The sequence below is a fragment of the Actinomadura sp. 6N118 genome (assembly GCF_044326415.1).
Lineage (GTDB): Bacteria > Actinomycetota > Actinomycetes > Streptosporangiales > Streptosporangiaceae > Spirillospora.
In genome coordinates this window covers 353,917-365,530 of sequence record NZ_JBIRAZ010000006.1, presented here as the reverse complement: position 1 = coordinate 365,530, position 11,614 = coordinate 353,917, and the positions used below count along the sequence as shown (strand labels likewise).

Genomic DNA, 11,614 nt, shown 5'->3' with positions numbered 1-11,614 from the left:
CTTCCCTGATGGCTGCCGCGATGTTCTGCGGTACGGCCGTTGCGCACGCCAATCCACAGGCGCCGATCGGCCGTACGTGGGCGTCGGCGATCAACAACGGCGGGGTCGCCGTCGGGTCGTCGTCCGAGCGGGCGGTGCGATGGGAGACCGATGGGCGCATCACCGTCCTCAACGGCCTGTACGAACCCGCCGGCGCCTATGCCAACGAGGTCAACGAGTCGGGTGTCGTCGTCGGGGACTCTGACGTCGAGCACACCGTGAATTTCCACGCCGTGCGCTGGAGCGCGAGCGGCCAGCTAACCGATCTTGAGCCCGGCTCCTACGACCTCTCCAGCGCCAGCGACGTCAACGCCTCCGGTGACGCGGTCGGCTGGACGTGGCACGACGGCGAGGCGCTTCGCTGGAGCCTGAACGGGCAACGGACCGTTCTGCCGCTCCTGCCGGGTGGTGACAGCGGCGGCGGGTGGGGCATCAACGATGACGGCTACATGACCGGATGGAGCGACGATGGCGCCGGCACCCGCGGGCGAGCGGTGCGCTGGGCTCCCGATGGGACCGTCACGCGACTCGGCGCCGTTCCTGGAGAAGAGGCCTCGTGGGGAGGCGACATCAACGGGTCCGGCACCGTGGTCGGCACTGTGACGATCTCCGGTCAAACGCAGGCCGTGCGGTGGTCGCCCAACGGGGCACCCACGATGCTCGGCACCTTGCCGGGACACGTTGCCGCCTCGCCCTACAGGATCAACAGCGGCGGGGTGGCGGTGGGCACGTCCACGGCCGCCGACGGCACCGGGAAGGCGGTGCGCTGGGACGCGAACGGCACGATCACCGCGCTTCCCCTGCTGCTCGGCAGCACGCACAGCAACGCGGTCGGCATCAACAGCGCGGGCGTCATCGTCGGCGATGTGACCATCAACGGCGTCCCACACGCCGTCCGCTGGAACACGGACGGCACAGTCGTCGACCTCGGCGGCCTTCCCCCACGTTCGGCACGCGCAGCGGCACGTGGCCAGAGCCCCTCGTGCTTCACCGGCCCGCGCCTGCCCGGCACCTGCCCTAAGCACGCTCTCCTCCCCTGACTCCTCCGGCGACCTCCGCCGCGTCGTGCTCGTCCAGCCGGATGTGCACGGCGCGGCGGAGCCCGCTCGGCGCCGAGAACCGCTTCCTTGGGCGGACTGCAGGTCGCGATCTCGAAACCCGCCGGGAGCACACCAAATGTGTAATAAGGTGCCCAAGCTCCCCTCTTGCGATCTTGCTCCGTGCCGCCAGGAGTCACTCCATGCCAGAAACCACACCGCTGCGCGCCGACGACCCGGCCGTCGTGGGCCCTTATCGGCTGACCGGCAGGCTTGGCATGGGCGGGCAGGGAGTGGTCTACCTCGGAACGACCGCGGAGGGGACGACCGTCGCGGTGAAGCTCCTCCGCGAGGAACTGGCCGCCGACCCTCGGGTCCGTGAGCGGTTCATGAAGGAGATCGACGCCGCCCGCCGGGTGGACCCGTTCTGCATCGCTCAGGTCCTCGACGCCTCCGTCGTTGAGGGATCCCGGCCGTACATCGTCACCGAGTACATCGAAGGACCCTCACTGCAGGAGGCAGGCCCGCGCCAGGACAGGGCGACGCTCCAGCGGCTCGCTGTCGCCACCGCCACGGCGCTGGCCGCGATCCACCAAGCAGGCATCGTGCACCGCGACTTCAAGCCGTCGAACGTCCTGCTGGCCCCCGACGGCCCACGGGTCATCGACTTCGGCATCGCCCGCGCCAGCGAGGCACCGTCGACCCTGACCAGCAGCATCATCGGCACCCCGGCCTACATGGCCCCCGAGCAGTTCGACGGGAAATATGTCGGCCCCGCCGCCGACGTATTCGCTTGGGGCGTGGTCATGGTGTTCGCCGCGACCGGAGAGCCCGCCTTCGGCGCCGACACTCTCCCGGCCATCATGAGGCGCGTCCTGTCGACCGACCCCGATCTCAGCGCTCTCCATGAGCCGCTCCGGTCGACGGTCGCCGCGTGCCTGGCGAAAGAGCCCGGCGAGCGGCCCACCATGGAAGCCGTGCTGCTCCGGCTGCTCGGCTCCAGCTCCGCACCGGCGACCGGCGCGCCAGCCTTCCAAGCGCCCGCCCGCGCCCCGCAGATGCCGGTGGCAGCACCACCCCCGGTCGCCGCCACACCGCAACCGCCCATCCCTGTAGTCGGTCCCGGGTCGGGCAAGCCGCACACTCCTGCCCGGCAGGGACCACCCCGACGGCGCCCCGCCCTCATTCTGGGACTTGGGACAGCGGGCACCCTGTTGGCCGCCGCCGTGGCAGTGGTGCTCGTTTGGACGCAGCTGGCCGGCGAGGCCGACTCCGGAGACTCAAACACCGGCAGAACGGTTGGAACCTCCAAGGGAGCCCCGGGACAGCCCGGCTCCCTCACCTCGCCGGGAAACCCGGCCACAGGGGGGTCGCCTTCACCGGGTACGGCTAGCAACAAACCGGGCTCAGGTAAAAGCCAACCTGGCAACAAGCCAGGCTCAGGCAACAGCCAAAGCCCCAGCCCTGGCGCCTCCCCTGATGACGGTCCCGGATCAAAGCCCGGCGGTGGAGGCGGTGGCGATACAAAGCCGAACCCCCCGAGTGGAGCGAAAGCGTATATCGCAAGCTTCACACTGGATTCGGAGGGAAAACGGGGCGATTGCTACTACCGGTACGCTCAATCCTACGGCCGAGTCGCTTTTATCAGGAGTCACCTCGTCATCAAGACGAGCGCCAGTTCGGCGAAGGTAGTGTTCAGCTTCTACGACGACAGCTACGCCCTTAAGCCCGATCCGTCCAGTGAAGTTGCCCAGCCCAGTTACTCCACCTCCGTTTCCCGTTCCCACAGCGATCCGGGCGTCCATAAATTCAGGGTTGTCTTGCGCAGTCCCAGTCGCGACGAGAAGACCCTCACGTTCAAAGTCTGCAACTGAGCCTGGGCCGACACGGTCGAGCGGCGCCCTCAGGTCGGGCTGAGGATGAGCATTCCGTCATGTTCGGCACGCGCAGCGGCACGTCATGTGAGGTGTGGGGGGCGGCGGGTGGGCCAGCCGTCCAGTTCTTCGAGGGCGGAGGCCAACCGCACGAGCACCGCCTCGTCCCAGGGGCCGCCGATCAGGTGTGCGCCGATCGGAAGACCGTCGGATGAGGTGTGGACCGGCAGTGTGACGGCGGGCAGGCCGGAGATGTTGCAGACGGAGGTGAACGAGATCATCTGGACCTCGGTGAGCCGGAATCCGCCCGGGTTCGCGTTGGCCTCCTCCAGGCACGCGCCTGCCTGCGGGGGCGGGCAGGCGAGCGTCGGGGTGAGCAGGACGTCGAAGTCGCGGCCCCACTGGGCGCGGACCTCCACCGACTCGGTCTGCATGAGCGCGGCCGCCCGGGTGTAGATCCCCGAGTGACGGGTCGCGGCGCGCTCCATCCGGTACCGCAGGTGCGGCTCGGCCTTCTCGGGATTGTCGTACGGCACGGCCCACAGTGACGCGTCGAGAACGGCCTGCGCGTAGCCGGACATCGCCTCCTCCGTGTAGAAGCGCGGCGAGGCCGGGAAGACCGTGTGACCGAGGGATTCCAGCAGTCTGCCCGCCCGCTCGGCCGCCGCCACGCACGCCGGGTCCACCGGCACCCCGGTCGGCGCTTCCAGGAGCACACCGATCCGCAGCGGACCCGAGTCGCGTCCGACCTCGTCGGAGAACGGCCGTTCCGGCTCGGGCGCGCGGTACATCACCAGATCGTCGGGCACGCTCATGACGTCCAGCAGCGCTGCCGCGTCCCTGACCGTGCGGGTGATGGCGCCTTCGACGGTGGCGTGCTCCCAGGCCGCCAGATACTGCGGCACCCGGCCCCGGCTCGGTTTGAGGCCGACCAACCCGCAGCACGAGGCCGGCATGCGGATCGAGCCGCCACCGTCGTTGGCGTGAGCGACGGGTGCGAGCCCGGCGGCGACGGCCGCCGCCGCTCCGCCGCTGGAGCCACCCGGGGAAAAGGCCGGATTCCAGGGATTGCGTGTGATGCCGTAGCGGGAGTTCTCCGTGGCGGTGAGCATTCCCATGTCCGGGGTGCTGGTCCGGCCCATCAACAGGAAGCCCGCGTCCAGGAGCCGGGTCACGACCGGGTCGGTGGAGGTCCGGGGCGCGTCGGACATTCCCCGGCTCCCGAACGTGGCGGGCTGCCCGGCGACCATGGTCAGGTCCTTGATGGGAATGGGCACTCCGTGGAACGCCGCAAGCTCCCCGCCGTCCATGACCGCCTGCTCCGCCCACCGGGCGGCCTGGCGCACGTCCTCGTCGTTACGCCAGACGAAGGCTCCGATCTCCGGATCGAACCGGTCGATGCGCTCAAGATACGCATCGACGATCTCGACCGGGCTCAGTTCGCGCTTGCGCACGGCCTGCGCCAGGCGTACGGCGGAGTCGAACGGGTCCATGAGGGCTCCAATCTGAGGGGGTTGCGGGGGTCAGCCGACTGCCAGAAGCCGGTCGAGTTCTTCGCGTGTTTCCGGGGTGCTCGGGCCGTCGAAGACGATGCGGCCCGCCTCCATGACGATCGCGCGGTCACACCGGTCGAGGAGCAGCCCGGCGTGCTGGTCGACCGTCACCACGCAGACGCCGGTGGCGGCGATGCGGGCCAGCGCCTCCAGCACCGCGCGCACGAGGGACGGCTGCAGGCCCTGGGTGAGCTCGTCCACGACGATCATCGACCGCCCGGACAGGATCGTGCGGGCGATGCCGAGCTGCTGTTTCTGCCCGCCGGACAACGTTCCGGCAGGCTGCCCGCGCCGTTCGGTCAGCAGCGGGAAGATCTCGTGGGGATCGACCGCCGGGACGAAGCCCCGCCGCGCGGCCAGGCGGAGGTTCTCCGCGACGGTGAGAGTGGGGAACACGCCCCGGTCCTCGGGCATCAGCGCGGCGCCCCGGCGCGCGAGCAGGTCGGGACGTCCGGGCGGAACGGGACGTCCGGCCAGGCGGACGTGCCCGCCCTGCCGGTCGGCCAGCCCGAAGATCGTGCGCAGCAGGGTGGTCTTGCCGGTGCCGTTGCGGCCGAGCAGGGCGACCCGTTCGCCCTCCGCGACGCGCAGGTCCACGTCGCGGACGACCTCGGCCTGCCCGTACCCGCCGCGGATCCCGTCGAGTTCCAGCATCAGTGCACTCCTTCCAGCATCAGTGCACCCCCAGGTAGGCCTCGCGCACGGCAGGGTCGGCGGCGATCTCGTCCATGGGCCCGTGGGCGATCACTCGTCCGTCGTGCAGGACCACCACGTCGTCGGCCAGTTCGCGGACGATCGCCATGTCGTGTTCGACGACGAGCAGTGTGCAGCCCGTCCGGCGCGAGACGTCCTTCAGCTCGCGGATGAGCGCGCGGGCGTCGTCGGGGCCAAGTCCGGCCGCCGGCTCGTCGAGCAACATCAGCCGGGGCGCCCCGGCCAGCACCATGGCCAGTTCCAGCCGCCGTCTGTCGGCCAGCGGCAGGGCTTTGGCCTCGCCGGTGTCGTCGCGGGCCAGGCCGTCGTATTCGGCGGGCAGCTCGATGCGCCGGGGCGCGTTCAGGCGGGCCAGCCGGGTGTTGTCGGCGGGCGACAGCTCCGTCAGGACGCTGGGAATCTGGAACATGCGGCCCACGCCCAGGCGGACGCGGTCGTGCACAGCGAGCCCGTCGGCGGCCACACCGAAGATCCGCACCTCTCCCGTGTCGGCGGCGAGCTGGCCCGCGACGATGCCGAGCAGCGTGCTCTTGCCCGCGCCGTTGGGGCCGATCAGGCAGACGCAGCGGCCGTTCTCGATCGTCAGGTCGACGCCGCGCAGCACGTCGACAGGACCGAAGGTCTTGCGGATTCCCTGGAGCGACAGCGCCAGCGTTTCCGTGCTGTCGCCGTCGGTCTTGCGATGTCGGGGCACCACCGTTTCCTCCGCGTCGCCTTCGGTCTTGCGGTGTCGGGGCACCGCTGCGGCCGGGGGCAGTTTCAGCGAGGGTCCACGCGTCCAGACCTGGGAGATCCCCGCCAGACCCGCCGGGGCCACCTGGACGACGAGCACGAACAGAGCGGCGAGCCCGAGCACGTACCAGCCCTGCCAGGAGCTGCCGAGCATCTGCGCGCCCGCCGTGATCAGGATCGCGCCGAGGAACGGGCCCAGAGTCGAGTTCCGCCCGCCCAGCGCAAGCCAGACGAGCACGCTGGTCGACAGGCCGAGGCTGAAGATCTGCGGTGACACCAGCCCGGCGGCGGGCGCGTAGAGGGCGCCCGCGACCGTCGACACCGCCGCGCTCGCCGCGAAGGCCGCGGTGCGGACACGCACCGGGTCGATGCCGGTCTGGGCGGCGCGCTCCGGATTGCGGGACGCCGCGATCAGCCGCGCGCCGAACCGGCTGCGGACGACCGTCATGCTGGTCAGGGCGACCGTGGCGGCCACCACCAGGAGGGTCAGATAGTACGTCGAGACCGTGCCCGAGCCGCTGATCGACAGCCCGTTGGACCCGCCTGTCAGGTCGGTGAGGCTGGTGGCGGCGTGCTGGAGCAGCAGGCTGACACCGATCGTCAGCAGGATGAGCGGCGCGTCCGGCACCCCGGACGCCAGCCCGATCCGGACGACGGGCACGGCGATGCCGATGGAGGCGAGCAAGGCCAGCGCCAGCAGCGCGACCGACGGCCAGCCGTGCTCCTCGCTGAGCGCGACGCTGTACGCGCCGAGCCCGAAGAAGGACGCGTGGCCGACGCTGAGCAGCCCCGCCCGTCCCCAGGACAAGTCCAGGCCGTAGGCGAACAGCCCGTTGCACAACCCGAGCGTCAGAGTCGCCACCGCGAAGGTGCTCAGCCCGAACGGAGCCGCCGCCAAGAGAACGAGGATCAGGACGAACGGCACCGCCACGCTCAGACGCAGACCCCGCCCACCGGCCCGTGACACCGCCGCGTCATGGCGGACCTGCGTGATCACGAGCACCCCGGCTTGGGCGTGGTGTCGAGGATCCGGCCGAGCTTGCGGCCCACCTCGTACTCCCGGCCCGGCTTGATCACCGCTTCCAGCATGTCGGCCTGGAACACGTGGTTGGCCGGGTCGAAGCGGGTGCCCTTGCCGAGCGGCGAGTCGAAGGTCAACCGGCTGATCTCGGTGTTGATCGCCTTGCCGTCGGCGCTGTTGGCGTTGGCGCCACTGCCGCTGCCGCCAGCGCCGCCGCCGGCCTTCTTCGCGGCGGCCAGGAAGAACTGGATGCCGAAGTAGGCGTTGCCCGCCACCTCGGGCAACGGGGCGTTGAACTTGTACGCCGCCCGGTAGTCGGCCACGAACGTACGGCTCTCAGGGTCGTCCAGGCCGTCGGCCCAGCGCACGGTGTGCGTGCGGCCGTTCACGAGGGCACTGAGCGCGGGGTGATAATCGCTGTCCAGTGGCGCGCCCTCGTAGCCGAGTTCGGGGGTGAGCAGGCCGAACTGCTTGGCCTGCTGGCTGAACGCCACCGCGTCGGCGCCGACGACCATGGACATCAGCACCTGCGGCTTCGCCGCCTTGAGCCGCTTGATCACCGGCTGCCAGTCGGTCTGCCCGATCGGGCTGTACTCCTCGGCGACGACGGAACCGCCCTCCCGTTTCACCAGTTCCTTGACCACGCCCGCGTAGAAGCGCGGGTAGTTGTAGTCCGATCCGACGATCGCCACCTTCGTGCCGTACTTCTCGATCAACTTGGGCATGGTCGGCGTGAGGAGCTGACGGGTGCTCTCACCGAAGCCCCACCCGTAGGGGTGGCACCGCTCGACGTCACCGAGGATGGCCGTGCCGAACGGGACCTTCGCGTCCCCAGCGACCTTCGCCACCGCCTCGGCGGTGTCCCCGGTGATCGTGCCGAACAACATCGACACCCGGTCCTGCTGGATGAGCCTGCGCGCGAGCTGCGTTGAGGTGGCCGGGTCTCCCGCGTCGTCGACGACGACGTACTGCACCCTCTCGCCGCCAACGCCGCCCGCGGCGTTGACCTTCTTGACACCCAACTCGAAGCCGTTGCGTAGGGCCTTGCCTGTCGAGGAGACGGGTCCGGTGAGCGGCACGATGACGCCGATCTTCAACGGTCCCTTCCCGTCGTCCTGGGCGTCCGAGACCGCCGATCCGCCGCAGCCGCTCAGAGCCAGCAGCACGACGGCGGTGGTCAGGACGCCCGTGCCGGCGCGCGAACGCGTGTGAGCCATCGTGTGAGCCATGACGAGTACCTCCGAATCCAGGGGCGCGAGCGCAGCGCCGCGATCGCAACGATGATCAGGTAGAACAGGACCTCGGCCAGGACGTCGCTCATCCAGACGCGCAGCAGCACCGACAGGGCGGCGATGAGCAGCGCGGCGGCCGCCGCCGTCGCGAGCGCGCCGGGCCGGCTGAACAGCAGGCCGAAGAACACCGGGACCAGCAGGCCGAAGCCCATGGTCGGGCTCACCGCCAGCAGCGGGCTGTACAGGGCGCCGGCCAGCACGGCCAGCAGCCCGCCGAGCACGAACGCGATGGTGCGGAGCCTGCGCGGGTCGATGCCGAGCAGCGCCGCCATGGTCGGGTTGTCGGCGACGGCGCGCAGGGTGAGCCCCCAGCTCGTCCGGTAGGCCGCCAGCAGCACCAGCCCGATGACCGCGACGGCGACCAGGCCGCAGACCAGCCGGTACGCCGGATAGGGAGCGGTCAGCACCGTCACGGTCCCGGCGATCGGCGGCTTGACGGAGCGGGCGGTGGAGGTGAACTGCAGCTCCGCCACCTGACGCAGTGCCATGCCGACACCCCAGGTGACGAGCATGGTCGCCAGCGCGTCCGAGAGGGGACGCCGCAGCAGGAGCCGTTCGACCAGCAACAGCAGCGGAGCGGCGCCCAGCAGGGCGAGCATCACCCGCCAGCCGAACGCCGGCCCGGTCGCTACCGCCGCCGTGTACGCCCCCACCATGACCAGGTCGCCCTGCGCCAGGTTCACCACGCGGGTCGCCGCGAAGGTCACGGCCATGCCGACGGTGACGAGCCCGTAGAGGCCGAACAGGGTGATGATCGCCAGGAGTACGTCCACGTGGCGACGTCCTTCCTCTTCCGCGAACAGGAGATGAATGGCAATATCGGCCACGCCGGAGGGTCGTGTTGGCACGAGAGCGCAGACTTCTGGTACTGGAGCGCAAGAGGAGGAGCTCATGCCCCTCGAAGCCCGCCCGGACGGCACGATCGTCTACGGCTACATGGACCCCGACGTGCGCGACCCCGCCAAGGCGTTCGACGCCGTCCTGGTGCGGACGACGACTCCCTACGCCGCCGACACCCGCCTCCACCGGTTCGGCGCTCTCACCGCATGCGACATCGCCGGCGAGCAACCGGCACAGGTCAGCCCGCACACGGCGCCCTTGGCGCAGGACTTCGGCATCGCGCTGGGCCTGATGCTGGAAGGTGACGGGACGATCGAGCAGGACGGCCGCCTGTGCCCCTTGTCTCCAGGCGATGTCGTCTTCTACAGCGGCGGGCACCCGTACCGTCTCAACCTCGGCGGCTCCTACCGCTGGCTCGTGGTGCGGCTGGACCCCGGGACGATCTCGCTCGCGCAGCGGGTCCCGAACACCGTGGCGAACCAGGAGATCAGCGGCTCTCCCTGCGGCCGGATCCTGTCCTCGATGCTCGTCGAGCTCGCCCACCGGGGCCACCGCCTCGGACCGCTGTCGAGGGGAGAGATGGGCGAGCACGTCACGGGCGTCGTCCGGACCCTCGTCCGCGAGTACGGCGGCCGGCCCGCGCAGCCTGCTCACACGCGCACGCTGGAACGGATCCTCGAGCACATCGACCGCCACCTGGACCGGCAGCTCTCACCAGCGCAGATCGCAGCGGCTCACCACATCTCGGTCCGCACTCTGCACGCCCTGTTCCAGAAGCAGGGGGAGACACTCGGCGATCACATCCGGCGAAGGCGCCTGGACCGCATCCACCGGGACCTTGCCGACCCCGCCCTGGCCCACCTTCCGTCGTATGCCGTGGCGGCCCGCTGGGGTGTCCACGACCCCAGCCATTTCGGCAAGCTCTTCAAGGCCGAGTACGGCTTGTCTCCCCGGGAGTTCCGCGCCCGGTTCCGTCCCGGCAACGCCGGGACGTGACGGCCCGCCCTATATTCCCATTTCAACCCGGCAATGGCGACGCCGCGTCACCTTCGATGCACTCAGCCAGCTGACAAGTAAAAGGCGAAACTTTGTCGAGTAAGTAGTTCATTACGTTTTATGGGTGAATAGTCTCTCGCTTGCTTTCCATCGCTCCATACCCCCCGCAAGCGAAGAGGTGAAAGCTCGATGCGCATTTCCCTGCCCAGAAATCGACGACGCGTGAGCACGCGGATCGCCACCGCGTCGGCAATTCTGGCCGGCGGAGGCGGGCTCGCGATCGCCGCGGCGGCTCCCGCGCAGGCGGCGGAGTGCACGACCGTCGAAGTCGTCTCCGCACGCGGAACGTTCGAGCCTGGAACCGCCGGCCTCATCGTCGGTGACCAGGTGTTCAACACCATGAAGCGCAAGCTGCAGCCGCTCAGGTCGACCAGCCTGTACTCGGTCAAGTACCCGGCCAGCATCGATCTCAGCGGCCCCTCGAAGGGCACGATCGACCTGGTCAACCACGTCAAGCAGCAGGCCCAGTCCTGCCCCAACCAGAAGTTCGTGCTCGTCGGCTACTCCCAGGGCGCCTTCGTCGTCGACAACGCGATCGGGCTGAAGAGCCTGGGTGACGCCAAAACCACAATTCCATCAGCGCTCGAATCCCGCATCGCCGCCGTCATGGTGTTCGGTGACCCGAGCCACCTCGTCGGAAAGAACATCACGGCCCCTCTCAGCACCCCTTACTGGAACCGGGCCAAGGACTTCTGCGCGGCCGGTGACCCGGTCTGCGGAAATGGGTTCAACGTCCTGGCGCATCTGAGCTACGGCGGTAACGCCAACGAGGCCGCCGATTTCGCCATCGGCAAGCTCTGAACATAAACAAAAAGAAAGGGGAGCGACCAAAAGGCCGCTCCCCTTCTCATTGACGCTCAATGCCCCAGGAAGGGCACCACCCCCTCGCTCGGCAGCCACCGCGGCCGAAAATGCAGAAGATCGGTGGGCGGGCTGCGCATTACAGTGGCGGCATGGCAGAGGAGCAGCTGAGCGCACGCGTCGACAGCTGGATCTGGTCAGTACGGCTGGCCAAGACCCGCTCGACGGCCTCCACCGCTTGCCGTGGCGGGCACGTCCGGGTGAACGGCGTCCGCGCCAAGCCCGCCCAGACGGTGCGGGTGGGCGACGAGGTGCGGGTCCGCCAAGAGGGGTGGGAACGGGTCGTGATCGTCTCCCGGATCATCACCAAGCGTGTCGGCGCTCCCATCGCCGCCGAATGCTATGTGGACAAGAGCCCGCCGCCCCCGCCACGCGAGGCGACCATGCCGATCGGGCTCCGTGACCGCGGCGCGGGCCGTCCCACCAAGCGCGAACGGCGCAGCATCGAGCGCCTTTTTGGCCGCCGCCCACCACCCTGACCTGTCGATGGCGGCACAGCCCGTGGACGACCCGTCCCAGCCCGTGGACGACCGGCCCCAACCCGTGGATGACCGGTTTGCCGTACGATGACGCACAGGTTGATTAGTCGACTTTT

Annotated in this window: 10 protein-coding genes; 5 read left to right on the top strand and 5 right to left on the bottom strand. The window is 69.6% G+C overall.

What is annotated here, in order from left to right; genetic code table 11:
- The first annotated feature begins 8 nt into the window (after positions 1-8).
- Both ACH34W_RS18150 and ACH34W_RS18145 read left to right on the top strand, forming a co-directional pair.
- Positions 9-1,079 carry a hypothetical protein gene (locus ACH34W_RS18150; protein WP_395962073.1) on the top strand — a complete coding sequence of 357 codons (1,071 nt, stop codon included), beginning with the start codon at positions 9-11 and terminating at the stop codon, positions 1,077-1,079.
- A gap of 200 nt (positions 1,080-1,279) precedes the next feature.
- Positions 1,280-2,950 carry a protein kinase gene (locus ACH34W_RS18145; protein WP_395962072.1) on the top strand — a complete coding sequence of 557 codons (1,671 nt, stop codon included), beginning with the start codon at positions 1,280-1,282 and terminating at the stop codon, positions 2,948-2,950.
- A gap of 83 nt (positions 2,951-3,033) precedes the next feature.
- On the opposite strand, the gene ACH34W_RS18140 is transcribed toward ACH34W_RS18145, so the two are convergent.
- From ACH34W_RS18140 to ACH34W_RS18120, 5 genes are read right to left on the bottom strand one after another with little or no spacing between them, the layout of a single operon-like run.
- Positions 3,034-4,443 carry an amidase gene (locus ACH34W_RS18140; protein ID WP_395962071.1) on the bottom strand — a complete coding sequence of 470 codons (1,410 nt, stop codon included), beginning with the start codon at positions 4,441-4,443 and terminating at the stop codon, positions 3,034-3,036.
- Between the two features lie 30 nt (positions 4,444-4,473).
- Positions 4,474-5,157, bottom strand: coding sequence for an ABC transporter ATP-binding protein (locus ACH34W_RS18135; protein ID WP_395962070.1), 684 nt, complete (start codon positions 5,155-5,157; stop codon positions 4,474-4,476).
- Positions 5,158-5,176: 19 nt separating this feature from the next.
- Entirely contained in the window at positions 5,177-6,946 is a 1,770-nt protein-coding gene (locus ACH34W_RS18130) for an ATP-binding cassette domain-containing protein (RefSeq protein WP_395962069.1), read from the bottom strand.
- Positions 6,943-8,199, bottom strand: coding sequence for an ABC transporter substrate-binding protein (locus ACH34W_RS18125; RefSeq protein ID WP_395962068.1), 1,257 nt, complete (start codon positions 8,197-8,199; stop codon positions 6,943-6,945). Before ACH34W_RS18125 ends, ACH34W_RS18130 begins: the two co-directional genes overlap by 4 nt.
- A complete protein-coding gene (locus ACH34W_RS18120) occupies positions 8,148-9,035 on the bottom strand; it encodes a branched-chain amino acid ABC transporter permease (protein WP_395962067.1) in 888 nt (295 codons plus the stop codon). The genes ACH34W_RS18125 and ACH34W_RS18120 overlap by 52 nt, the downstream gene beginning before the upstream one ends.
- A 118-nt stretch (positions 9,036-9,153) precedes the next feature.
- On the opposite strand from ACH34W_RS18120, the gene ACH34W_RS18115 reads away from it, so the two are divergent.
- The 3 genes from ACH34W_RS18115 to ACH34W_RS18105 all read left to right on the top strand — a co-directional run bounded on the left by ACH34W_RS18115 (position 9,154) and on the right by ACH34W_RS18105 (position 11,498).
- The gene (locus ACH34W_RS18115) at positions 9,154-10,098 is read left to right on the top strand and encodes a helix-turn-helix domain-containing protein (protein ID WP_395962066.1); all 945 of its coding nucleotides are present in this window, start codon (positions 9,154-9,156) and stop codon (positions 10,096-10,098) included.
- Positions 10,099-10,320: 222 nt separating this feature from the next.
- The gene (locus ACH34W_RS18110) at positions 10,321-10,959 is read left to right on the top strand and encodes a cutinase family protein (protein WP_395962065.1); all 639 of its coding nucleotides are present in this window, start codon (positions 10,321-10,323) and stop codon (positions 10,957-10,959) included.
- Positions 10,960-11,111: 152 nt separating this feature from the next.
- Entirely contained in the window at positions 11,112-11,498 is a 387-nt protein-coding gene (locus tag ACH34W_RS18105) for an RNA-binding S4 domain-containing protein (protein WP_395962064.1), read from the top strand.
- Positions 11,499-11,614: the final 116 nt, after the last annotated feature.

Excerpts from the sequence above, each read along its gene's own strand:
- ACH34W_RS18135 (WP_395962070.1), bottom strand. The coding sequence starts at position 5,157 with ATGCTGGAACTCGACGGGATCCGCGGCGGGTACGGGCAGGCCGAGGTC.
- ACH34W_RS18105 (WP_395962064.1), top strand. The coding sequence starts at position 11,112 with ATGGCAGAGGAGCAGCTGAGCGCACGCGTCGACAGCTGGATCTGGTCA.
- ACH34W_RS18145 (WP_395962072.1), top strand. The coding sequence starts at position 1,280 with ATGCCAGAAACCACACCGCTGCGCGCCGACGACCCGGCCGTCGTGGGC.
- ACH34W_RS18125 (WP_395962068.1), bottom strand. The coding sequence starts at position 8,199 with ATGGCTCACACGATGGCTCACACGCGTTCGCGCGCCGGCACGGGCGTC.
- ACH34W_RS18140 (WP_395962071.1), bottom strand. The coding sequence starts at position 4,443 with ATGGACCCGTTCGACTCCGCCGTACGCCTGGCGCAGGCCGTGCGCAAG.
- ACH34W_RS18150 (WP_395962073.1), top strand. The coding sequence starts at position 9 with ATGGCTGCCGCGATGTTCTGCGGTACGGCCGTTGCGCACGCCAATCCA.
- ACH34W_RS18115 (WP_395962066.1), top strand. The coding sequence starts at position 9,154 with ATGCCCCTCGAAGCCCGCCCGGACGGCACGATCGTCTACGGCTACATG.